At 67.5% G+C, this 23,678-nt stretch carries 20 protein-coding genes; 15 read left to right on the top strand and 5 right to left on the bottom strand.

Going from position 1 to position 23,678, the window contains the following annotated elements:
• Positions 1 to 56: 56 nt before the first annotated feature.
• A complete protein-coding gene (locus tag KV110_RS29575; protein WP_218470485.1) occupies positions 57 to 1,424 on the bottom strand; it encodes an aspartate aminotransferase family protein in 1,368 nt (455 codons plus the stop codon).
• Between the two features lie 47 nt (positions 1,425 to 1,471).
• Complete coding sequence (locus KV110_RS29570) at positions 1,472 to 2,962, bottom strand: CoA-acylating methylmalonate-semialdehyde dehydrogenase (protein WP_218470484.1); 1,491 nt, start codon at positions 2,960 to 2,962, stop codon at positions 1,472 to 1,474.
• A gap of 137 nt (positions 2,963 to 3,099) precedes the next feature.
• Here KV110_RS29570 and KV110_RS29565 point away from each other — a divergent pair, with 137 nt between their 5' ends.
• From KV110_RS29565 to KV110_RS29545, 5 genes are all read left to right on the top strand, one after another.
• Positions 3,100 to 4,698, top strand: a complete 1,599-nt coding sequence (locus KV110_RS29565) for a PucR family transcriptional regulator (RefSeq protein WP_218470483.1) — start codon at positions 3,100 to 3,102, stop codon at positions 4,696 to 4,698.
• Positions 4,699 to 4,775: 77 nt separating this feature from the next.
• Positions 4,776 to 5,453 carry an NADPH-dependent F420 reductase gene (locus KV110_RS29560; protein WP_218470482.1) on the top strand — a complete coding sequence of 226 codons (678 nt, stop codon included), beginning with the start codon at positions 4,776 to 4,778 and terminating at the stop codon, positions 5,451 to 5,453.
• A 657-nt stretch (positions 5,454 to 6,110) separates the two neighbouring features.
• Positions 6,111 to 7,088 (top strand): hypothetical protein, encoded by a 978-nt coding sequence (locus KV110_RS29555; RefSeq protein ID WP_218470481.1) that lies wholly within the window; start codon positions 6,111 to 6,113, stop codon positions 7,086 to 7,088.
• Positions 7,075 to 8,124, top strand: a complete 1,050-nt coding sequence (locus tag KV110_RS29550; protein ID WP_218470480.1) for an iron-containing redox enzyme family protein — start codon at positions 7,075 to 7,077, stop codon at positions 8,122 to 8,124. The genes KV110_RS29555 and KV110_RS29550 overlap by 14 nt, the downstream gene beginning before the upstream one ends.
• Positions 8,097 to 9,071, top strand: coding sequence for a DMT family transporter (locus tag KV110_RS29545; protein WP_218470479.1), 975 nt, complete (start codon positions 8,097 to 8,099; stop codon positions 9,069 to 9,071). The genes KV110_RS29550 and KV110_RS29545 overlap by 28 nt, the downstream gene beginning before the upstream one ends.
• 18 nt (positions 9,072 to 9,089) lie before the next feature.
• Here KV110_RS29545 and yaaA read toward each other — a convergent pair whose 3' ends face one another.
• Positions 9,090 to 9,833 carry a peroxide stress protein YaaA gene (yaaA, locus tag KV110_RS29540; RefSeq protein WP_218479051.1) on the bottom strand — a complete coding sequence of 248 codons (744 nt, stop codon included), beginning with the start codon at positions 9,831 to 9,833 and terminating at the stop codon, positions 9,090 to 9,092.
• Positions 9,834 to 9,891: 58 nt separating this feature from the next.
• Here yaaA and KV110_RS29535 point away from each other — a divergent pair, with 58 nt between their 5' ends.
• Both KV110_RS29535 and KV110_RS29530 read left to right on the top strand, forming a co-directional pair.
• The gene (locus KV110_RS29535) at positions 9,892 to 11,649 is read left to right on the top strand and encodes a proline--tRNA ligase (RefSeq protein WP_218470478.1); all 1,758 of its coding nucleotides are present in this window, start codon (positions 9,892 to 9,894) and stop codon (positions 11,647 to 11,649) included.
• A gap of 148 nt (positions 11,650 to 11,797) precedes the next feature.
• Positions 11,798 to 13,549: an acyl-CoA dehydrogenase family protein gene (locus KV110_RS29530; protein ID WP_218470477.1), complete on the top strand. Its 1,752-nt coding sequence runs from the start codon at positions 11,798 to 11,800 to the stop codon at positions 13,547 to 13,549.
• Between the two features lie 142 nt (positions 13,550 to 13,691).
• Here the strand turns inward: KV110_RS29530 and KV110_RS29525 are convergent, their stop codons facing one another.
• On the bottom strand, positions 13,692 to 14,126 hold the full coding sequence (locus KV110_RS29525) for a ferritin-like domain-containing protein (RefSeq protein ID WP_218470476.1): 435 nt from the start codon (positions 14,124 to 14,126) through the stop codon (positions 13,692 to 13,694).
• On the bottom strand, positions 14,123 to 14,728 hold the full coding sequence (locus tag KV110_RS29520) for a hypothetical protein (protein WP_246634064.1): 606 nt from the start codon (positions 14,726 to 14,728) through the stop codon (positions 14,123 to 14,125). Before KV110_RS29520 ends, KV110_RS29525 begins: the two co-directional genes overlap by 4 nt.
• A gap of 164 nt (positions 14,729 to 14,892) precedes the next feature.
• On the opposite strand from KV110_RS29520, the gene rimP reads away from it, so the two are divergent.
• The 8 genes from rimP to KV110_RS29480 all read left to right on the top strand — a co-directional run bounded on the left by rimP (position 14,893) and on the right by KV110_RS29480 (position 23,672).
• Positions 14,893 to 15,603 carry a ribosome maturation factor RimP gene (rimP, locus tag KV110_RS29515; RefSeq protein ID WP_218470475.1) on the top strand — a complete coding sequence of 237 codons (711 nt, stop codon included), beginning with the start codon at positions 14,893 to 14,895 and terminating at the stop codon, positions 15,601 to 15,603.
• Positions 15,600 to 16,631, top strand: a complete 1,032-nt coding sequence (gene nusA / locus KV110_RS29510) for a transcription termination factor NusA (RefSeq protein ID WP_069167613.1) — start codon at positions 15,600 to 15,602, stop codon at positions 16,629 to 16,631. Before rimP ends, nusA begins: the two co-directional genes overlap by 4 nt.
• A 68-nt stretch (positions 16,632 to 16,699) precedes the next feature.
• Positions 16,700 to 17,059: a YlxR family protein gene (locus tag KV110_RS29505; protein WP_246634798.1), complete on the top strand. Its 360-nt coding sequence runs from the start codon at positions 16,700 to 16,702 to the stop codon at positions 17,057 to 17,059.
• A 110-nt stretch (positions 17,060 to 17,169) separates the two neighbouring features.
• Positions 17,170 to 20,202, top strand: coding sequence for a translation initiation factor IF-2 (gene infB, locus KV110_RS29500; RefSeq protein WP_218470473.1), 3,033 nt, complete (start codon positions 17,170 to 17,172; stop codon positions 20,200 to 20,202).
• A gap of 96 nt (positions 20,203 to 20,298) precedes the next feature.
• Positions 20,299 to 20,589 (top strand): DUF503 domain-containing protein, encoded by a 291-nt coding sequence (locus tag KV110_RS29495; RefSeq protein WP_218470472.1) that lies wholly within the window; start codon positions 20,299 to 20,301, stop codon positions 20,587 to 20,589.
• A 28-nt stretch (positions 20,590 to 20,617) separates the two neighbouring features.
• Entirely contained in the window at positions 20,618 to 21,061 is a 444-nt protein-coding gene (rbfA, locus tag KV110_RS29490) for a 30S ribosome-binding factor RbfA (protein ID WP_218470471.1), read from the top strand.
• 13 nt (positions 21,062 to 21,074) lie between these two features.
• Positions 21,075 to 22,073, top strand: a complete 999-nt coding sequence (locus tag KV110_RS29485; protein WP_218470470.1) for a DHH family phosphoesterase — start codon at positions 21,075 to 21,077, stop codon at positions 22,071 to 22,073.
• Positions 22,074 to 22,328: 255 nt separating this feature from the next.
• Positions 22,329 to 23,672, top strand: a complete 1,344-nt coding sequence (locus KV110_RS29480; protein WP_246634797.1) for an MATE family efflux transporter — start codon at positions 22,329 to 22,331, stop codon at positions 23,670 to 23,672.
• The last annotated feature ends 6 nt before the right edge of the window (positions 23,673 to 23,678 follow it).

Below are 23,678 nucleotides of genomic sequence, written 5' to 3'. Positions count from 1 at the left end.
ACGCTCAGTCGGTCAAGGACATTCCGGTCGCCCGTCATTCCGGCGAGAGCCGGTGGTCAGGACGTGTGCTGGTCGGCGACGGTCAGTGCCCGGTCGAGAATCGCCAGGCCCTCTTTCGCTTCGGCCTCGCTGACGATGCACGGCGGCACCACATGCAGCCGGTTGAAATTGACGAACATCAGCAGTCCCGCGGCCCGGCATGCGGCGACGACCTCCGTCATCGCCGCACTCGTCCCACCGTATGGGGCGAGCGGTTCGCGGGTCGCGCGATCGCGGACGAGCTCCAGCGCCCAGAACACGCCGGTGCCGCGTACCTCGCCGATGCTCGGGTGGTGCTCGGCGAGTTCCCGTAAGCCGGGGCCGAGTACCCGCGCACCGATCTCGGCGGCGTTCTCGACGATGCCTTCGTCGGCCATCGCGGTGATCGTCGCGACTGCGGCGGCCGTGGCCAGCGGATGACCGGAGTACGTGAGACCGCCGGGGTATGCCCGATTGTCGAAGGTCGCGGCGATGGCCGGGCTGATCGCCACCCCGCCGAGCGGCACGTACCCCGAGTTCACGCCTTTGGCGAAGGTGAGCAGATCGGGCGTGACGCCCTCGAAATGCTCTATCGCGAACCACTTTCCGGTGCGCCCGAACCCCGACATCACCTCATCGGCGATGAAGATGATGCCGTACTTGTCGCACAGCGCCCGCACACCTGCCAGGTACCCCGGCGGCGGAATCATGATTCCCGCTGTGCCCGGGATGGATTCGAGCACGATCGCCGCGATGGTGCTCGGTCCTTCGAACGCGATGGTTTGCTCGAGATGCGCCAGAGCGCGCTCGGTCTCCTCGCTTTCATCGCCCGCGTGGAACTGCGTGCGATAGAGGAACGGCCCGAAGAAGTGCACCACTGCGCTGTTGCCGTGATCGTTGGGCCAGCGCCGTGGATCACCGGTCAGGTTGATCGCGGTCTCGGTGCCACCGTGATACGAGCGGTAGCGCGCCAAGACCTTGTGGCGACCGGTGTGCAGCCGCGCCAGCCGCACCGCATGCTCGACGGCCTCGGCGCCGCCGTTGGTGAAGAAGATCTTGTTCAGCTCACCGGGTGTCCGCTCGGCGATCAGCCGGGCCGCCTCCGAGCGAGCGTCGTTGACGTGCTGCGGTGCGACGGTGCACAGCTTCGCCGCCTGCTGCTGCACCGCCGCAACGACTTTCGGATGCTGATGGCCGATATTGGTGTTCACCAGCTGGGAGGAGAAGTCGAGCAGCCGGTTGCCTTCGCCGTCCCACACGTAGCAGCCCTGGGAGGCGCTGATCGTCATCGGGTCGATCTGCGCCTGGGCGGACCAGGAATGGAAGACGTGGCGCCGGTCGAGCTCGTACGCGCGCGCCGCCGCCTGCCTGGCAGCCGTCAGGGTCAATCCGTTCGGGAGGGTCATCGGCGAGTTCTCCTGCGTCGCTGGTGCTATCGGCTACTGGACGGTGACTACTTGTTCTCCGGGAACCCGAGATTGAGCCCACCGTGGCTCGGATCCAGCCAGCGCGTGGTGACCGCCTTGCCGCGGGTGAAGAAGTGCACCCCGTCGGCGCCGTGCGCGTGCGAGTCGCCGAACAGCGAGTTCTTCCAGCCGCCGAAGCTGTAGTAGGACATGGGAACCGGGATCGGCACATTGATGCCGACCATGCCGACCTCCACCTCGTTGTGGAAGCGCCGGGCCGCGCCGCCGTCGTTGGTGAAGATGGCGGTGCCGTTGCCGTAGGGGTTGGCGTTGATCAGCGCGAGCGCGTCGTCGTAGCTGTCCACCCGGACCACCGAGAGGACGGGGCCGAAGATCTCGTCGGTGTAGACGCTCATGTCCGTGCCGACGTGGTCGAGAATCGTCGGGCCGAGCCAGAATCCGTCGTCCGCGCCATCGGCGGCTATGCCGCGTCCATCGAGAACGACACGGGCACCGGCGGATTCACCCGCCGCGATGTACTCGGCCACCCGATCGCGGTGCGCACGGGTGACCAGCGGGCCCATGTCGGCATCCCGGGTGCCGTCACCGGTCTTGATGGTGGCGGCCCGCTCGGCGATCTTGCCGACCAGCTCCTCGGCCGCGCCGCCGACCGCGACCACCACGCTGATCGCCATGCAACGCTCACCGGCGGAACCGAATCCGGCGTTCACCGCGGCGTCGGCGGCCAGATCCAGGTCGGCGTCCGGCAGCACCACCATGTGGTTCTTCGCACCGCCGAGTGCCTGCACCCGCTTACCGGCGGCCGTGCCGCGCTGATAGACGTACTGCGCGATCGGCGTCGAGCCGACGAACGAGACGGCCTTGATGGCCGGGTTGTCCAGCAGCTCGTCCACCGCGACCTTGTCGCCCTGCACCACGTTGAAAACGCCTGCGGGCAAACCGGCTTCGTCCCACAGCGCGGCCAGCCACAGCGACGCCGACGGATCCTTCTCGCTCGGCTTGAGCACCACCGTGTTTCCGGCGGCGATCGCCAGCGGGAAGAACCACATCGGCACCATCGCCGGGAAATTGAACGGCGAGATGACCGCCACCGGGCCCAGCGGCTGGCGGATGGAGAAGATGTCCACCTTCGTCGACGCGTTCTCGGTGTAGCCGCCCTTCAGCAGATGCGGAACGCCGCAAGCGAATTCGACCACCTCCAAGCCGCGACTCACCTCACCCATCGCATCGGCGAGCACCTTGCCGTGCTCGGCGGTGATCAGCCCGGCGAGCTCTTCCTTGCGCTCGTTCAGCAGTTCCCGGAATCGGAACAGGATCTGGGTGCGCCGTGCCAGTGAGGTGTCCCGCCAGGCCGGGAAGGCATCGGCGGCCGAGTCGATGGCGGCGCGGGTGTCCGCGACATTCGCCAGCGCGACCTGCCCGGTCACCACGCCCGTTGCCGGATTGGTCACCGCCGCCGTCGCCTCGCTGGTGCCAGCGAAAGCCTTGCCGTCGAGCCAGTGCGCGATTGTCTGCATTTCTCCTCGATTCGATCCGTGAGCGTCGCGGTGCGTCGGCGGATGGACGCGTCCCTGGTTACCACTCTCCGGCATCAACCTTCGCCGATGACCCGACGATATGTACGTGATTTCCGATTTCGTATTACGATTCGTCGGTGCTTCCCTCCGTGGCCGATGTACTGGCAATGCCGGTGGTGCGCGCCGGCGAGCCGCAGGTCGTCGGCGGGGCATCGCTGGACCGCCCGGTGCGCTGGGTGCATGTGAGCGACGTGGCGGATGTGGCGCAGCTGCTGGTCGGTGGGGAACTGATTCTCACCACCGGGCAGGCGATGAGCCACGGCGACATCGCGACGGTCGGCTACCTGACCGCGCTGGCCGCCGCCGGGGTCTCGGGTCTGGTGATCGAGCTGGGCGGGTACGTGCCGGAGCTCGCGCCGGTCGTCGCGGCGACCGCCGACGCGCTGGGGCTGCCGTTGATCGCGCTGCACAAGGTGACCCGGTTCGTCGAGATCACCGAGGCGGTGCACCGGGTGATCGTGGCTGAGCAGTACGCCGAACTCGAATTCGCGCGCACCGTGCACGAGACCTTCACCGACCTCAGCGTGCGCCGCGCCTCGCTCGCCGAGATCGTGAAAACCGCTGCGGGCATGCTCGATTCGTCGGTCGTGCTGGAGGACCTGGCGCATCGGGTGCTCACGCTGACCGCCCGGCACGCGTCCACCTCGGCGCTGCTGGACAACTGGGAGACCACCTCGCGGCTGCTGCCCGACGGCTGGGACGCGGTGGCCGTCGGCCCGCACACCCAGCGGTGGGGGCGGCTGATCCTGCCGTCCGGCCGGGTGCCCACCGCCCGGGCTCGGATGGTGCTGGAGCGGGCCGCACAGACGCTCACGCTGCACCGGATGATCGAGAAGGACCGCTTCGGCCTGCACCGGCAGGCGCAGACCGGTCTCATCGACGACATGGTCAACGGGCGGGTGCTGGACGAGCGGGACGCGGTGGCCAGGGCCGCCGCGCTCGGCCTGGCCCGCCGCGCCGCCTACGTCCCGCTGGCCATCGATATCGCCGCGGTCGCCGAAACCGATCCGGTCGCCAGGCAACGCCGTGCCGCGGGCATCCTGGACGCGATCACCCACGGCCTCGGGCTGGCGAAGCTGACCGCGCTCGCCGCCGCCGACCAGGGCGACCGAGTCGGCATGATTCTGGCGTTGCCGCGCAGCGGCGATCTCGACGACAGTCTGACGGCCGCCTGTACGGCGATCACCGGTGAAGTGCGCCGCGTCGACGGCGTCGAGCGAGTGGTGATCGGGGTTGGCGCGGAATCGGATTCGTTGCTCGACACCGCCCACGAACTGCCGCACGCGGCGCACGTCGCGGAAGTGGCGTTGTCACTGGAGACTTCGGCGCCGCGGCCGTTCTACCGCAGTGGCGACGTGCGGCTGCGCGGTCTGCTCTCGTTGATCCGCAACGAGCCGGGCGTCCAGCGTTTCGCCGAAACCGAGTTGAGTGCGTTGCTGCGCTACGACATTCGGCACACCGCCGAGCTGACCCGCACCCTGCGCCAGTTTCTCGACCTGGCGGGCAACAAGACCGAACTTGCGCGCAGGCTCAACATCAGCAGGCCGACCCTCTACGACCGGCTGGCTCGCATCGAACGCATTCTCGCCGTCGATCTCGAAGACGGGGAATCCCGCACCTCGCTGCACGCCGCACTACTCATCCGCGACCTCACAGCTACCGCCGAATTGCGATAAGTGGCGTGGCTCACGCCCAGACGCAGCCGTCGGCGCATGCGGGAACATCGCTGGGTGCGGCGTCGTTATCAGCGCTTATGACAACCCTTGGATTGATCGGAAGCGGGAATATCGGCGGCACGGTGGCGCGGCTCGCCATTGCCGCGGGTCTGGACGTGGTGCTCAGCAACTCGCGCGGCCCGGAGACCCTCGCCGATCTCGTCGCCGAACTCGGCCCGCGGGCGCGGGCGGCGACCGCCGACGAGGCGGCCGCGGCGGGGGACATCGTGGTGGTGACCGTGCCGCTGCGGAACTACCGGCAGGTGCCGGTGGCGCCGCTGGCGGGCAAGGTCGTCATCGACACCAATAACTACTACCCGGATCGGGACGGGTCGTTCCCCGAACTCGAGGAAGGGACGACGACCAGCAGCGAACTGTTGCAGAAACATCTGCCGACGTCGAAGGTGGTCAAGGCGTTCAACAACATCTACTTCGTGCACCTTGCCGCGCTGGCCCGTCCCGCCGGGTCGCCGGACCGCACGGCGCTGCCGATCGCGGGCGATGACGCGGACGCGAAAGCCGCCGCGGCACAACTGCTCGACGTGCTCGGCTACGACACCGTCGACGTCGGCCCGTTGAGCGAGAGTTGGCGTTTTCAGGTGAATTCACCGGTCTACGCGGATGCGTACGCGACGGCAGTTCCGTTCTGGGAGAACGCCGCCGCGCCCGCCGGTGCCGAGAAGATCCGCGCCCTGCTGGCCGCCGCTCAGCAGTAGCGCCGACACCGCTTACCTCGAACCCGGGAGCGCCCGCCTGCTCCCGGGTTCGACCATGTCGCCCTGGCCGCGCCGCTCACAGGGCAACGAGCGCCCCCCTTGTGAGCGCTGTGGGGTGTACCGACGCTCTGTGAGCCGCCGGGTCGGTCGGCGGTCGCGGTGAGTGACTACTTACTCACTGCGAGGTGTGGTGCTGTGCTGATTGCACAGTCTGTATTGCGTCGGGTAGGGGTGAACTTCCACCGCTGACGGAACTCGCCGTGTCATGCCCCTAGAAATGGGGCTTATCACGCTAAATGTCAAGTGGGGCAACAGAATTGGCCTCGACATTCGAGACATACTGTTATTCTTGGCTCGTCCGATCATCGGACATTTCGTTAGCCGCTCGGCATCAGCCCACCAAGCGGTTGGCGCCCGAGTGCCTGTTTCCTCGAGGGGAGGTGTCATGAAAATTCGTCGCACTTCGAAAGTTGTTGCCCTGACTGCAGTTCACCTCTGATCCGCAGCAGAGTAAGGATGGGGCGGCCCTGGATCGGGGCGCCCCACCCGCCCCTTGAATTCCTTGTACGAAAGGTCGACGGCGCGGTGACTCGAACAATCCCCGGCAAGCCCCACCTCTTGGCAGAGGTATCGGAAACCTCTGCCAATACTCTCGAATTGCGTAGCGGGGAGGTGACATTCGAGGTCGAGCCGGAAGACGACATCACCGCCGAACAACTAGGCGCGGTGCTGCGCTCGGCCGACGGATCAGCTTCCCTTTCGGAAATCTCGGCGAAGACGGGAGTCGCGCCGGACAAACTCACCTCGATCCTGCTACCCGCGCAGATCACCGGCCTGCTCGCCGATCGCTCGGTGCCCGAGGCCGAGTCGCCGATGGTTGTGCTCAGCAGTGTCGAACACGTGGTGAACCGGCTGCTCGAGGAACTGATATTCAACGGCCCGTTCTGGCGGGCGATACTGGATCATCCGGAGCAGGTCGAGCCGAACGTGTATTACGGGTTCGGCCTGGAGAACTGGTTCTTCCTTTCCCGCGAAAGCGAATTCGACTCCGCGATCCTGTCCTATCCGAGCAGCGACGCGATCCGCGGCATGGCGAACGACTTCTACCATGAGGAGCACCGGCACGACGACATCGTCGTCCGGGCCTTCGAAGGCTTGGGAATCAGTCGCGAGGACCTGGTGACGGCCCGGCCACTGTCCACCACATCGGGACTGATCAAATTGCTGTCTTGGTGGGCGCGCACCGATCCGCTCTTCTTCATCGCCACCATCGGCATTCTCGAAGGACGGCTCGAGCAGGCCGAAGGCGAAGGGGCCTACTACGATTCGTTCCTGCGGGCATGTGCCACCGCGGGTATTCCGACGCATTTCGTCGAACCGCTGCGGCAGCACGCGCGGGTCAACGCCGGCCACGATCACGGCAGCGTGAGCCGCGAGTTCTTCGCGGCGTTGCCGCCACTTCCGGCCGGTACGCAAGCGCGCCTGGTGGGTAAGGCGCATCTGTTCGTCGAGGCGTATGCCGAGTTCTTCAACGGAATTCTCGAGTACTACGGCGATCCCGGTCGACCGCTCGTGCGCACGATCGGTTCGTCACCCGTCACTACCACTGCAGGAGTTGAAGATGGCCGGCCATGAATTGCTGCGGCGTCCGACATTGCGCCGTGAGGTCGAGCGAACCGAGACGGCCGACGGTGTCCGGCTGTCGTATCTGGCGGACAAGCATTGGATCGAACTCGAATACCTCGAGGGACGTGCCGACGAATCACGCAAGTTCTTCGAGGCATTGGCATCGGGCACCCGCACCGCCGACGACCTCGCGACCGAATTCCCCGGCAGCAGGGAAGAATTCGACGCGGTACTCGAAGCGCTCGATGAACAAGGCATGCTGGCCGACTCCGATACTGTCCCGCTGGGCAGCGGAATCACCGGTGTCGGCGCCTACGCACAGCTCAAGCGCGCGGCCGATGCGGCGAGGGCGACAATCAACAGCCCGTTCACCGATGCGCTGGTAGCCGGGAAGGTGAGCAGAGACCAGATCATCGGCTACGCCATCGAATACTGGCACGTCACCCATTTGTGTCCACGCGCGCTCGCCCCGCTGTTGGCGCGTGACGATATCGGCATCGAGGTCTGGCAGCAGTTCATGGCCTTCTATCAGGCCGAACGCAACCACGACCGGATGCTGGAGAAGTCGCTGAAAGCCGTCGGAATCACCCGCGAGCAGCTGCTCCAAATGCAGCCACTGCCCGCGACGATGTCGATCATGGCGACGATGGGCGTGCACGCTTACCAGTTCCCGCTCGGCATTGTCAGCACGCTGTTCCCGATGGAGGAGCCCGAACCCGACTTCCTCGAGCTGTTTCTGGCCCGGTGCCGGGAGAACGATCTGTCCGAGGAATTCTTCAAGCCGATCGCCGCCCATTCCGGCGTGAACGAGGACGAGGAACACGAGGCCGTCACCCTCGATCTGCTCGCCGAGTTCTCCTTCGTCGGTAACGAAGAACTCAACGAATGCGCCAAGGCGGTCGTCGACATCATCGAACTGCGCGCCCGGCTGGATGGCCAGATCATGTCCTGGTACGCCGATGGCGGGCTGCGCATATTCAGCGATGCCTATCCAGTGGCGACGGGAAGGGCGCTGACGTGCTCGCCGCTAGCCGCCTTGCTCTGATCGCACTGGCGGCTATCTGGGGTTCCAACTTCCTGCTGGTCGAACTGGCACTGGATGGCTCCAATCCGTCGCAGATCGTGGCAACGCGACTGTGGTTGGGTGGGGCCATCCTGCTCGGCTGTTGCCTGGCCCTGCGGCGGCAGCTGCCGCGTGGCTGGGGTATCTGGGCGCGGCTGCTGCTGGTGGGGATTCTCGGGCAGGCCTTGCCATGGATGTTGTTCGCCTGGGGGCAGCAGAACGTCTCGGTGAGCATGGCGGGCATCTACAACAGCGTGACTCCGCTGGCGTCACTGCCGGTGGTCTGGTTGCTGTTGCGGGACAAGGGGAGTCGCGGTGAGGTCGTCGCTTCCGTGCTGGGCTTCGGTGGGATCATCGTGCTGATGGCGCCGTGGGGCGAAGAGTCGCGCTCGACGTTGACGGGCCAACTCGCCTGTCTGGCAGGCGCTGTGTGCTACGCCGTCGCCTATACGTACGCGAAGCATCTGATCAGCAACCTCGGCTACTCCAAGGTCGTGCTGGCGGCCAGTCAGGCGATCGTCGCCGGTCTGCTGATGTTGGTGGTCACCGCGCCGCAATTGGTGCAACCGGTGTATCCCAGTGCCGCGGTGGTCGGTTCGTTGGTCGCGCTGGGTGTCGGGACGGCCGTGGCGTTCCTGCTCAACTACTGGTTGATCGGCACAGTGGGACCGTTGCAGGCCGGGCTCGCCTTCTATCTGATGCCGCTGGTGGCGCTGGCGCTCGGCGTGGGCCTGCGCGGTGATGTGCTCTATGGGCATCAGATTGCCGGTGCCGCAGTCGTATTCATCGCGCTGGCGTTGCAGTACGCGATCGACCGACGGGAGTCCCTGGAGAGTTCGGAGCCAGACGCGGTATCGCACGCAGTGGTCGAGCCCGTACTCGAGCCCGGCGAGACCGGGTCGGCCGCCGGTCGAGCGAGCTCGGGTTGACCCGCGCCGGACACACCCTCAGGTGAGAATCAACAGCTCTGTCGGAGAGGCGATTTCGGTCTTCAGGCCCGCCTTGTTCGCGACCCGAGCGAGGCCGCGGACGTCGGTGGGTTCGGCGCGGGTGAGGACGAGGGCGCGGGCGAGCAGGCCCTTATGGTGTTTGTTGAAGTGGCTCACCACGGTGCGGGTGCCGTCGGGGTGTTCGGTGAGGACAGTGGCGGTGACAGCGCCGGGAACGCGGCCGAGCTGCTGGTAGGTACCGGAGCGCAGGTCCACCACGAGGTCACCGGCGGCCTCGGCGAGCAGGGCGTCGGCGAGCGAGTCGCGCCAGACGGCCGAAAGGGTGGGCAGGCCGGGCAGTTTCGAGCCGCCGGACAGACGGTAGGCGGGGATCGGGTCGCCCGCGCGGACCGCGCCGAACAACGCGGAACCGATGCCGAGTCGCGCGTAGGCCTTGGCGCGTTGGACCTTCGTGAAGGAGCGGGCGTCGAGCGCGTCGTAGAGCACGCCGGTGTAGCGCTCCAGCGCGGGGCGGGTGGGGGAGGTGCGCAGGGTCGCGTTGCGGGCGATCTCGCTGTCAGCCCCCTTGCCGAGGCCGAGCACCACGCGCGAGGCGTCCGGGTCGGTGGCGAGTTTGCTCACCTCATCGACCAGCCGCTCGCGCACCGCTGTGAGCTGCGGCATCGACAGCGCGGCCAGGTCGAGCGGCACGTCGGAACCACCGTCGGACTTGGTTTCGGAAGGAGGCAACAGCACCAGCACGAGCGATAACGGTAATGCGCCGGGGACATCGCCGCGCCAGCGACTACCCTGTGCATCCGTGATCACCCGCCTCTCTCGCCTTTTCCTGCGTACCCTGCGCGACGATCCCGCCGACGCCGAGGTGCCCAGCCACAAACTCCTCGTCCGCGCCGGATATGTGCGGCGCGTCGCTCCGGGCGTCTACTCATGGCTGCCGCTCGGGCTTCGGGTGCTGCGCCGGGTGGAGGACGTGGTGCGCGAGGAGATGGACGCGATCGGCGCCCAGGAGATCTCGCTGCCCGCGTTGCTGCCGCGCGACCCGTACGAGACGACGAACCGGTGGACCGAATACGGCGACAGCCTGTTCCGCCTGCAGGACCGCAAGGGCGCGGACTATTTGCTCGGCCCGACCCATGAGGAACTGTTCGCGCTCACCGTGAAGAGCGAATACAACTCCTACAAGGACCTGCCGGTCATCCTGTACCAGATCCAGAACAAGTACCGCGACGAGGAACGGCCCCGCGCGGGCATTCTGCGTGGCCGCGAATTCATCATGAAGGATTCGTACTCGTTCGACCTGGACGAGGACGGGCTCAAGGCCAGCTACGACGCGCACCGCGAGGCATACCAGCGGATCTTCGAGCGCTTGCGGGTCAAGTACGTGATCGTGGCGGCCACCTCCGGTGCGATGGGCGGTAGCGCGTCCGAGGAGTTCCTCGCCGACAGTCCGGTCGGTGAGGACACGTATGTGCGCTGCCTCGAATCCGGTTACGCGGCCAATGTGGAGGCAGTGGTCACACCCGCGCCCGCGCCGCTGCCGATCGAGGGCAAGCCCGAGGCCGTCGTGCACGACACCCCGGACACTCCCACCATCGCGACCCTCGTCGACTGGGCCAACAGCGCGGGCATCGCCGAGCAGTTCGGGCGCCCGGTCACCGCGGCCGACACCCTGAAGAACGTGATGGTGAAGCTGCGCCACCCGGACGGCAAGTCCGAGATCCTCGGCGTCGGCATCCCCGGCGATCGCGAGGTCGACGACAAGCGGCTCGGCGCGTCCGTCGAGCCCGCCGAGGTGGAACTGCTCACCGAGGCCGATTTCGCCGCCAACCCGTTCCTGGTGAAGGGCTACATCGGTCCGAAGGCGCTGCAGGCCAACGGTGTTCGTTACCTGGTTGATCCCCGCGTTGTCACCGGCACCTCGTGGATCACCGGTGCGGACGCGCCGGGCAAGCACGTCGTCGGCCTGGTCGCCGGGCGCGACTTCACGCCCGACGGCACCATCGAGGCCGCCGAGGTCCGCGACGGCGACCCCTCGCCCGACGGCCGCGGCCCGCTGGTGTCGTCCCGCGGCATCGAGATCGGTCACATCTTCCAGCTCGGCCAGAAGTACACCAACGCGTTCGACGTCGACGTGCTCGGCGAGAACGGCAAGCCGGTGCGCCTGACCATGGGCTCCTACGGCGTCGGCGTCTCCCGCATGGTCGCGGTGATCGCCGAGCAGCAGCACGACGAGAAGGGCCTGCGCTGGCCGGCCGAGGTCGCGCCCTACGACGTCCACGTCGTCATCGCGAACAAGGACGACGCGGCCAGGGCCGGCGCCGAGGAGGTCGTCGCCGGTCTCAACGCGCATGGCCTCGATGTGCTCTTCGATGACCGCACCGCCTCACCGGGCGTGAAGTTCAAGGACGCCGAACTGCTCGGCATGCCGCTGATCCTCGTGGTCGGCCGCGGCTGGGCCGAGGGCAAGGTCGAACTCCGTGACCGCTTCACCGGCGAAGCCGAAGACCTGCCCGCCGACTCGGCCGTAGCCGCTGTCGTCGCCAAGGTCCGCGGCTAGTCTCAGCGATCGAACAGAACGGCCCCGATGGGATTCCATCGGGGCCGTTCTGTGTCGCGAGGAACCTACGGGAGCGTAGGCAGGATTTGCGGTGTGAGGTACGGCGGACTGGCTCCGGAGTGCTGTTACCCGCTGGTAAGTTAACGGCATGACGAGCACCGATCCGTTGTTGTTCAACCCGGCCACTTATGACCCGAAGCAGTTCGACGCCGAGACTCGGCGGCTGCTGCGGGCCACCATCGAGTGGTTCGAGTCGCGGGGGAAGCAGCAGCTGCTTGCCGACGACGCGGACGCGGTGTGGACGGCGGACTTCCTGGACTTCGTCGCGCGGGAGAAGTTGTTCGCGACCTTCCTGACGCCGGCCGCGTACGCCGATGGCGACGAGAATCGGCGTTGGGACGCGGCCCGCAACGCGGCGCTGTCGGAGATCTTCGGCTTCTACGGGCTGGCCTACTGGTACGCCGAGCAGGTGACCATCCTCGGGCTCGGCCCGATCTGGCAGAGCGACAACGAGGAAGCGAAGAAGCGGGCAGCCGCGGACCTGGCCGAGGGGCAGGTGATGGCGTTCGGGCTGTCCGAGCGTGAGCACGGCGCCGACATCTACAACACCGACCTCGTGCTGACCCCGAGCGAGCCGGGTAGCGCTGATGCGGAGGCGGGCATCCTGTTCCGCGCCAACGGTGAGAAGTACTACATCGGCAACGGCAATGTGGCGAGCATGGTTTCGGTGTTCTCGCGGCGCGCGGACATCGAGGGTGCGGACGGGTACGTGTGGTTCGCCGCGGACAGCAGGCACGAGAACTACCGGCTGCTCGGCAACGTGGTGCACCAGCAGATGTACGTCAGCACCTTCCGTTTGGAGAACTACCCGGTGCGTGCGCAGGACATCCTGCACACCGGCCCGGAAGCCTTCTCCGCGGCGCTGAACACCGTCAACGTGGGCAAGTTCAATCTGTGCCACGGCGGCATCGGCATGGTCGAGCACTCCTTCTACGAGGCGATCACGCACGCGAACAACCGCATCCTCTACGGCAACCCGGTCACCGAATTCCCGCACGTGCGAACGAATTTCGTCGACGCCTACGCCCGCATCGTGGCGATGAAGCTGTTCAGCGACCGCGCCGTCGACTACTTCCGCAGTGCGAGTCTGGAGGACCGGCGCTACCTGCTGTTCAACCCGATGACGAAGTCGAAGGTGACCTCCGAGGGTGAGACGGTGATGACGTTGCTGCTGGATGTGCTGGCGGCCAAGGGATTCGAGAAGAACACCTACTTCGCCGAGGTGGCGCGGCTGATCAATACGCTGCCCCGGCTCGAGGGCACGGTGCACGTCAATGTCGGGCAGATTCTGAAGTTCATGCCGAACTACCTGTTCAACCCGAAGGACTACCCGGAGATCGGCACCCGCCAGGACGCGGCCGACGACGAGTTCTTCTGGCGCCAGGGCCCCGCTCGCGGCGCGGGCAAGGTGCAGTTCGCCGACTGGACGCCGGTCTACGAAAAGCACGCCGACGTCCCGAACGTGGGCCGCTTCTTCGAGCAGGCCCAGGCCCTGCGCACGCTGCTGACCACCGCGGCACCGGACGCCGATCAGCAGAAGGACCTGGACTTCATGCTGACCATCGGCCACCTGTTCTCCCTGGTGGTCTACGGCCAGCTGATCCTGGAGCAGGCCGCCGTCACCGGCCTGGACCGCGATCTGCTCGACCAGATCTTCGACTTCCAGATCCGCGACTTCAACACCTACGCCACCACCCTCTACGGCAAGCCGTCCGCCACCCCCGACCAGCAGGGTTGGGCCGCTTCGGCATTGCGTCCCCCGGTTGCCGACCGCCCGCGTTTCGACCGCGTGTGGGCCGAGGTGGCTTCCTACGACGGCGCGTACGCAATGCGCCCGTAGTTCATCCCAGCGAAAAGGCCGGTCCCGCACTCAGTTCGGGTCCGGCCTTCTTGCGATGCCCGCTGCCCGGATCGCGCAGCCGCACCCTTTGTGTCAGCTGCTCACCCGGTATAGCGGGTGAGCAGCTGTGAGAAGGCCTCGGTCAGGCTTTGCCGGGGAATGCCACCGTTGGGGGGTTGGTGCCGAGGATGGCTTGCCAAGTGGCCAGGCGGACAGCGGATTCCGTGAGGGCTTCGATGCCCATGCGGCGGAGGGGCTCGGAATCGGCGCGTTCGACGACGGAGCGCCAGGCTACGGCGGTGTCGGTTTCCACTGTGACGGCCAGTTGGGCGGCGGGGATCGGGTCGTTGACCGGAAACGGGACCGTGTAGGCGGCGTCGGGCGGCGGCACGGTGGCGCCACCCGACGTGAGGGCATCGATGGTGGTGTCCCGGCGGGCGCGGTGTGCGGCGGTGTTCTCCGCGACGAGACGGCCACGTTCGGGGGAGGCGTACGCGGCGATCACGCCGTAGGCGTACACCGCGCCGTATTCGGCGTGCAATGCGTCGAGCAGTGCTTCGCGTTCAGCTTCGGTCATGCGAGCAACACCCCTGCCTGGACGGCGCAGGCCGCGCTGATCGAGGCGAGCAGGCCTGCCCGATAGCCGGACTGGGTGCGGGCCAGGTCCGCGGCCGACTGACGTGATGTGGTGAGCTGAGCGCGCAGCGCGTCGACGCTCGGCGGCGGGGAGGGTGATACTGGCGTGCCGGATGCCACGGCGGCCGGGCCGGAAGGTTGCGCGGCGGCGTTGGTGCGGGTGCGGTGGACCGGTGTGGTGCCGTCTCCGTACACGCCGATCACTCGGTCGATCTCGGCCCGCAAAGCGTCTGCGTGCGCGGTCCTTTCGGTCGCGATTGCGGTCAGCGCGCTGTGCCGCTGCGGCGCGAGCGCGATCGCGGCGGTTGCCGCCGCGGCGTCGGTGCGGGCCTGAACTTCTTGGGCGGCAAGCGGATCCGGGTCGTGCACCGGTTCGTCGGCACCGCAGCCCGCTGTCGCGCCGAGCGCAAGGACGCCGATCGTGCCGCCACCGGCGAGCCGTAACATGCTGCGGCGGTCCAGGCTGAACCTGGATTCGTGCCGGTCGGCGGGGATGCCGGAGGTGCGCAGGGCGCTCGGCGGCGCTGGAGGGCGGATGGGCACGGCACCATCGTGCCAGATTCGCGAGGCAGCCCCGGACCAGGCATCGTCGTGGCGCGCGTACTGCCTGCCCACTGGTCCTTTACACTCTCTGGGCGCGTTACGCTAGACCTTCGGTTGAAGAAATTTCCCCACCGCCGTGACAACTGAACCAGGAGCCGCCCCATATGCCGATGCCGACCGAGGAAAGGCTGAGCCAGCTCACCGCTGGACTCGTCGAACGCCGAGGATTCGACCTCGAGGGCGTCGAGATTTCGACGACCGGCAAGCATAGTGAGGCTGTGCAGGGTCAGGAGCGGAGCCTGCGGAGCGACCAATCGCTGCGAGTGAAGGTGACCGTCGACAGCGACGGCCCTTCCGATTTGGACACCATCGCCAAACTCAGCACCGAACTTTCGGAGTTGCTGGACGAGGCAGGCGATTTCGGCGAGACGCCGTACCTGTTAGAAGTCACCACCCCCGGTGTCGACCGTCCGCTCACCGCGGACCGGCACTGGCGTCGCGCGCGCGGGCGCAAGGTGCGCGTGCACCTCCGCGCGGGCGCACCCGTCCCCGATTCGGGTGGATCGGCGAAGTTCGAGGCTCGGGTCGGTGAACTCAGCGGCGATACAGTGGCGCTGGTACTCGGCGGCAAGCACAAGCCGCACCGAGTCCGGGTGCCGCTCGCCGATATCGCCGAGGCGGTGGTGCAGGTCGAGTTCGCCAAACCGGGCGCACGAGAATTGGAACTGGCCGGCGGCGTGGTCCCCGGCCGCCCGGTGCCAGGTCAAGAAGATGATGTGCCGGCGGTCGACGCCGCGGATGTTCGAGGGACAACACCATTACTACCCGAATCAGTAACAGCGTCCGATTCGCCGACCGAAGGGACCGTGGAATGAACATCGAAATCGAAGCCCTGCGCGCGATCGTCGCCGACAAGGGGATCTCGATCGAGACCGTGATCTCCGCGATCGAGTCGGCGCTGCTCACCGCTTACCGGCACACCGAGGGCCACCAGCCCAACGCGCGCATCGACATCAACCAGAAGACCGGCACGGTCCGGGTGATGGCGCGCGAACTGGACGCAGACGGCAATGTGATCTCCGAATGGGACGACACCCCAGAGGGTTTCGGCCGGATCGCGGCGACCACCGCACGGCAGGTGGTGTTGCAGCGACTGCGCGACGCCGAGAACGAGAAGTCCTTCGGCGAGTTCTCCACCCACGAGGGCGACATCGTCGGCGGCGTGGTGCAGCGCGACGCCCGAGCCAACGCCCGCGGCACCATCGTGGTGCGCATCGGCAGCGAACTACACGGCGCCGAGGGGCTGATCCCGCCCGCCGAGCAGGTGCCCGGTGAGACCTACGAGCACGGCGACCGGATCAAGTGTTACGTCGTCGGTGTCTCGCGCGGCCCGCGCGGCCCGCAGATCACCCTGTCGCGCACGCACCCGAATCTGGTGCGCCGGCTGTTCGCGCTCGAGGTGCCCGAAATCGCCGACGGCTCGGTCGAGATCGTCGCGGTGGCCCGCGAGGCCGGGCACCGCTCCAAGATCGCGGTGCGCAGCACCGTGTCCGGGGTCAACGCCAAGGGCGCCTGCATCGGCCCGATGGGACAGCGGGTGCGCAATGTGATGAGCGAACTGGCCGGCGAGAAGATCGACATCATCGATTACGCCGAGGATCCGGCCACGTTCGTCGGCAATGCGCTGTCGCCGTCGAAAGTGGTGTCGGTCACCATTGTCGATCCCGAAGCCCGCGCCGCCCGCGTTGTGGTGCCGGACTTCCAGCTCTCGCTGGCCATCGGCAAGGAGGGGCAGAACGCCCGCCTGGCCGCCCGCCTGACCGGCTGGCGGATCGATATCCGCAGCGACGCCGCCCCTGACATGGGCGGCGGCTCGGTGCGGACGGAGGCACACCGGAGTTGACCGGAACCGGCGCGGCGCACCGTGCGTTGGATATAACGGGTCGCGAACCGGGCCGTCGGGATGACATGTTGGTAACTTCCGCAGGGGAGCGGTTCGTTGATCCGGCCGGGTCGGCGGTAGAGTGGACAGAGGTTCAGCACGCGCAACCGATTCGGACCTGTATCGGATGCCGGAAGCGCGAGTTGGCCGCCGATCTGTTGCGGATCGTGGCGCGGGAAACGGATACCGGAAACGGTGCCCCCTCGGTCGTGATCCTTCCCGATCCGCGGCGCAGACTTCCCGGACGGGGTGCCTGGTTGCACCCCGTCTCGGCTTGTCTGACCGCGGCAGAACGGCGCCGAGCATTCGGCAGAGCATTAAGAGTGTCCGGAAATCTGGATATCTCAGTCCTGGAGAAGTACCTCGAGAACAGGCACGAGCACTCATGAGCACACCGTGAAGCACCAACGATGAACGTCCATCGGAGATAACCCGAGGTCGTGCGGGCCCCGTCCCTGAACAACGGGTGCACCTGCTCGACCTCTCAGTGAGGAGAGCAGTGGCAGGCAAGGCCCGCGTGCACGAGTTGGCCAAAGAACTCGGTGTCACAAGCAAGGAACTACTCGCAACGCTCAAGGAGCAGGGCGAGTTCGTGAAGTCGGCGTCCTCGACGGTGGAAGCTCCCGTCGCGCGTCGGCTGCGTGAGTCGTTCGCATCCAAATCAGCCCCCGCGAACGGCAGCAAGTCGGGCTCACGCCCCGGCCCCAGCTCGTCGGCCCGTCCGGCCGCGAAGCCCGCCGGTGGCGGCCCACGTCCGGGTCCCCGTCCGCCGGCTCCCGCGCCCGCCCCGGCCGCGGCAGCTCAGGAAACCGTCCGCGAGACCAGCGCCCCGCGGACCAGCGAGGGACCGGCCGCGAAGCCGGGCCCCGCGGCACGTCCGACGCCGTCGCCCGCGGCCAAGCCAGCCGCTGCTCAGGAATCGGCACCGGCACCCGCCGCGTCGGCGTCCACCGAGGCGCCCGCGAGCTCGGCGCCCGCACCGGCCGGGCCGCGCCCGACGCCGAATGCGGCGCGTCCGGGTCAGCAGCAACAGCGTCCCGGCGCCCCGGCGCAGGGTTCCCCGCGTCCCGGTGGTTCCGGTCCGCGTCCCGGCCCGAAGACTCCTCGGGTCGGCAACAATCCGTATTCGTCGGCTCCTGAGCGTCCCGCGCCGCGTCCGGCCCCCGGCCAGGGTGGCCCGCGTCCGGGTCCGGCGCAGGGTGGCCCGCGTCCCGGTCCGGCCCAGGGTGCTCCGCGTCCCGGTGCTCCGGCGCAGGGTTCGCGTCCGGCGCCCGGTCAGGGTGGTCCGCGTCCCGGTGGACCGCGGCCTAGCCCCGGCTCGATGCCGCCGCGGCCCAACCCCGGTGCCATGCCGTCTCGTGCGGCCCGTCCCGGCGGTGCCGGTGGACCCGGCGGCGCCGGTCGTCCTGGTCGTCCAGGTGGCGGTCCCGGCGGCGGTGGCGGCGCGGGTCGTCCCGGTGGCGGCGGCGGTGGCTACCGCGGCGGCGGTGCGCCCGGTGGTGGCGCCGGTGCGGGCACGGGTGCGCCCGGTGCCGGTGGCGGTGCCGCGGGTGGTTTCCGTGGTCGTCCCGGTGGCGGCGGTGGCCGTCCTGGTGGTCCCGGTGGTCGTGGCGGTGCGGCCGGTGCGTTCGGTCGTCCCGGTGGCGCGCCGCGTCGTGGCCGTAAGTCGAAGCGGGCGAAGCGCGCCGAGTACGAAAGCATGCAAGCACCCGCCATCGGTGGCGTCCGGCTGCCGCGCGGCAACGGCGAGATCATTCGGCTCGCCCGCGGCGCCTCGCTCTCGGACTTCGCGGAGAAGATCGACGCGAACCCGGCCGCATTGGTACAAGCCTTGTTCAACCTCGGCGAAATGGTCACCGCGACCCAGTCGGTGAACGACGAGACCCTCGAGCTGCTCGGCAGCGAGATGAACTACGTCGTGCACGTGGTCAGCCCGGAGGACGAAGACCGCGAGCTGCTGGAATCGTTCGACCTGACCTACGGCGAGGACGCGGGCGGCGAAGACGATCTCGAGCAGCGTCCGCCGGTGGTGACCGTCATGGGTCACGTCGACCACGGTAAGACCCGACTGCTGGACACGATCCGTAAGGCCAACGTCCGTGAGGGCGAGGCCGGTGGCATCACCCAGCACATCGGCGCCTACCAGGTGATGACTCACCTCGGCGAGACCGACCGGCTCATCACCTTCATCGACACCCCGGGTCACGAGGCGTTCACCGCCATGCGTGCCCGTGGTGCGAAGGCCACCGATATCGCGATCCTGGTGGTCGCCGCCGACGACGGTGTCATGCCGCAGACGGTGGAGGCGATCAACCACGCGCAGGCGGCCGACGTGCCGATCGTGGTGGCGGTCAACAAGATCGACAAGGAAGGCGCGAACCCGGACAAGATCCGGCAGCAGCTGACCGAATACAACCTGGTTGCCGAGGAATACGGTGGCGACACCATGTTCGTCGACATCTCCGCGCGGGAGAACATCAACATCGATGCTCTGCTCGAGGCCGTCCTGCTCACCGCGGACGCGGCGCTGGACCTGCGGGCGAACCCGGACATGGACGCCCAGGGTGTGGCCATCGAAGCGCACCTGGACCGCGGTCGCGGCCCGGTCGCCACGGTGCTCATCCAGCGCGGCACGCTGCGCGTCGGCGACTCGATCGTGGCGGGCGACGCCTACGGTCGCGTCCGTCGCATGGTCGACGAGCACGGCGAGGACGTCACGGCGGCGCTGCCGTCGCGGCCGGTCCAGGTCATCGGCTTCACGTCGGTGCCGGGTGCCGGTGACAACCTGCTGGTTGTCGACGAGGACCGGATCGCTCGCCAGATCGCCGACCGGCGCAATGCGCGCAAGCGCAACGCACTGGCCGCACGCAGCCGCAAGCGGATCAGCCTGGAAGATCTGGATGCCGCGCTGAAGGAGACTTCGGAGCTCAACCTGATCCTCAAGGGCGACAACTCCGGTACCGTCGAGGCCCTCGAAGAGGCGCTGCTCGGTATCCAGATCGACGACGAGGTGCGCCTGCGGGTCATCGACCGCGGTGTCGGTGGTGTCACCGAGACCAACGTCAACCTGGCGTCGGCGTCGAACGCGATCATCATCGGGTTCAACGTCCGGGCCGAGGGCAAGGCGACCGAGCTGGCCAACCGCGAAGGCGTGGACATCCGGTACTACTCGGTGATCTACCAGGCCATCGATGAGATCGAGAAGGCCCTCAAGGGCATGCTCAAGCCGATCTACGAAGAGGTCGAGCTCGGCCGCGCCGAGATCCGCGCGATCTTCCGTTCGTCGAAGGTCGGCAACATCGCCGGCTGCATGGTCACCTCGGGTTCGGTCAAGCGCAACGCCAAGGCGCGCCTGCTCCGCGACAACGTTGTGGTCGCCGAAACGGTCTCGATCTCTTCCTTGAAGCGGGAAAAGGACGACGTCACCGAGGTCCGCGAGGGCTTCGAATGCGGTTTGACGTTGACCTTCAACGACATCAAGGAAGGCGACATCATCGAGGCATACGAGCTGCGCGAGAAGCCGCGCGACTGAGTTCGCACACCGCGCGGCACGCCGGGTCCATGGCCCGGCGGGCCGCGCGGGATGAACTTTCGAAGCTCGAGCCTTTCGACACAAAGAGGTGTGTAGGTGTACCTGGGTGCACTCGAGTTCGACCTCCTGCTCGGCGACGTGCACTCACTGAAGGAGAAGCGCTCCGTGATCCGGCCGATCCTGGCCGAATTGCAGCGCTTCGGCGTGAGTGCCGCCGAGGGCGGAGAACAAGACCGCTATCGCCGTTCATTGCTGGGAGTTGCCCTGGTCAGTTCCGGTATGGATCACCTGACCGAGGTACTCGACCGTTGTGAGCGGCACGTCGCGGCACGTCCGGAGTTACAGTTGCTGGCAGTGCGCCGCAGGATCTTCGGACCCGAAGATTGACTAGTTAGTTTGTGAGGAGGGTTCAGCCATGGTGGATCAAGCCAGGGCACGCCGACTCGCCAAGCGGATTTCCTCGATCGTGGCGAACGCGATCGAATACGAGATCAAAGATCCGCGGCTGGGTTTCGTGACCATCACCGACGCCAAGGTTACCGGCGATCTGCGCGAGGCAACGGTGTACTACACGGTGCTCGGCGAAACCTTGGACGCCGAACCGGACTATCAGGGCGCGGCCGCGGGCCTGGAGAAGGCCAAGGGAGTGCTGCGTTCGAAGGTGGGCGCGGGCACCGGCGTGAAGTTCACGCCGACCTTGGCGTTCGTCCTCGACAAGGTGCCCGAAGTCGCCAAGGACATGGAAGAGCTGCTGGCCAGGGCCAAGGCCGCGGATGAAGCCGTAGCGAAGGTGGCGGCCACCGCCAGGCACGCCGGCGACGCCGACCCGTACAAGGTCGAACGCGACGACGACGAGTGACCTGCGGTAGACGATGACCATCATGCGGGACCTGGTCGACCTCGAACCCGCCGTCGAGGCGTTGAAGGCCGCCCGCTCGGTCACTATCGTCTGCCATGTCCAACCGGACGCCGACACCGTCGGCAGTGGTCTCGCGCTGGCGCTGGTGCTGCACCGGCGCGGGGTCCCGGTGTGGGTGTCGTTCGCCGAACCCGCCGAACTGCCCGAGTCGATGCGGTCGCTGCCCGGTATACAACATCTGGTGGCGCCTGCCGACGTGCCCGCCGAGGTCGATCTGCTGATCGCGGTCGATTGCGGCAGCGCCGGACGGCTGGGCGCGCTGGCCGATCGAATGGGCGGAGCCGCAAGGACTTTGGTGCTCGACCATCATCGGTCCAATACTCGGTTCGGGTCGATCAATGTGGTCGACGCGGCCGCGGAATCGACGACCAGTCTGATCGTGCGGGTACTCGACATGTGGGGCGTGCCGATCGATCCCGAAGTGGCGCACTGTCTTTACGCCGGTTTGGTGACCGATACCGGGTCGTTCCGCTGGGTTCGTCCCGGCACGCACGAATTGGCCGAGCGGCTACTGGCCACCGGAATCGACGGCGCGGAGATCGCCAGGGCCTTGCTGGACACCCACCCGTTCGGTTGGCTGACCATGCTCTCCCGGGTACTCGGTACCGCGCAGCTGGTGCCGGGGGTGCGTGGCATCGGGCTGGTGTACGCGTTCGTGCGGCGCGAAGACATCGCCGGGGTGAGTTCCGAAGAGGCGGAGAGCGTTATCGATATCGTCCGCACCTCCGCGGAAGCGGGGATCGCGGCGGTGTTCAAGCAATCCAGTACCGTCGCCGATCGGTGGACGGTGTCGTTGCGCGCCAGGGACAGCCGAGCGGGCGCGGACGACGGGGTGGATGTTGCCGAGATAGCGACCGCGATGGGTGGGGGCGGGCATCGTTTTGCCGCCGGTTATACCGCGTACGGAAGTCCCGACGAGCTCGTTGCCGGATTGCTGGACGCCCTCGGGTGATCGACCCGAGCCGCGTTTCTCGCGAGCTGCGGGTCGCGTACCTGTTCGGCTCTGCGCTGATGCTGCGCGCGGTCGAGCGGTACGACGATGAGCGGTCCCGTGACCGGGATGTGAATGCTTGTCGGTGCCCCGTGGCAGGGTCTCGAGTGGGCAGGATCGTAGGCGGCGACGGGAGGTTTGGTGAGTTCGACGAGCTCTGGTGGGGCAGAAGTGGGCGCTAGCCCGGTGGAAGGGGCGACGTCGATCGATGGTCCGGTGCTTGGCCCCGGTGAACCGGCTGCCGAGGCCGGGCCCCGACGGATTCTCGGTCTCGCGCTACCCACGCTGGGGGTGCTGGTCGCGGAGCCGATCTATCTGCTGTTCGACCTCGCCGTGGTCGGGCGGCTCGGTGCGTTGGCGCTGGCCGGGCTCGCGGTCGGGGGATTGATTCTGGCGCAGGCGAGTTCGCAGTTGACGTTCCTTTCCTACGGCACCACGGCGCGGGCGGCGCGCAGGCACGGCGCGGGCGACGAACGCGGCGCGGTGGCCGAAGGGGTGCAGGCGACGTGGTTGGCGATCGTGGTCGGCGCGCTGATCCTGGTGCTGGTGCAGGTCTTCGCGGAGCCACTGACCAGTGCGATCGCCGGTGGCGGGGAGATCGCCGCCGAGGCACTGGTGTGGGTGCGGGTCGCGCTGTTCGGTGTGCCGTTGATCCTGATCTCGATGGCTGGCAACGGGTGGCTGCGCGGAGTGCAGGAGACGCGTCGGCCGCTCATGTATGTCGTTGCCGGGCTTGTTGTTTCGGGGGTGTTGTGCCCGGTGCTGGTGCATGGGCTGCTCGGTGCGCCGCGGCTGGAGTTGCCCGGCTCCGCGGTGGCGAACGTGGCCGGTCAATTGGTGATGGCCGCACTGTTTCTGAATGCCCTTGTCCGGGAGCGGGTTTCGCTTACCCCGCACTGGTCGGTGATGCGCGCCCAACTGGTACTCGGCCGTGATCTGATCGTGCGCAGCCTCGCCTTCCAGGCCTGCTTCGTCTCGGCCGCCGCCGTCGCCTCTCGCTTCGGCGCCGCCTCGGTCGCCGCCCACCAACTGGTCCTGCAACTGTGGAATTTCCTGGCCCTGACGCTGGATTCACTCGCCATCGCCGCACAGACCCTGGTCGGTGCCGCCCTCGGCGCGAGCGATGCCGCTGGTGCCCGCGCCTTGGCCCGTCGTGTCACCTATTGGTCGGAGATCTTCTCCCTGGCGCTGGCCGCGTGCTTCGCCGCGGGCGCCGGACTCATCCCGAGACTCTTCACCGATGACCCCGATGTTCTGGACCGCACCCACGTCACCTGGTGGTTCTTCGTCTGCATCATCCCGGTGGCGGGCATCGTCTTCGCCCTCGACGGCGTCCTGCTCGGCGCGGGCGACGCCGCCTACCTGCGCACCACCACCCTCGGCGCCGCCCTCCTCGGCTTCCTCCCGGCCATCTGGCTATCCCTGGTCTTCGACTGGGGCATCGGCGGAATCTGGTCCGGCCTGGTCGCCTTCATGCTGCTGCGCTTGGCCGCCGTCTCCTGGCGAGCTCGGTCCGGCAGCTGGGCTCGAGTCGGCGCCGAAGTCCCGCAAAAGATCTAGATGAGC

The sequence above is a fragment of the Nocardia iowensis genome (assembly GCF_019222765.1).
GTDB lineage: Bacteria > Actinomycetota > Actinomycetes > Mycobacteriales > Mycobacteriaceae > Nocardia > Nocardia iowensis.
This window is presented reverse-complemented; position numbering and strand designations above follow the sequence as displayed.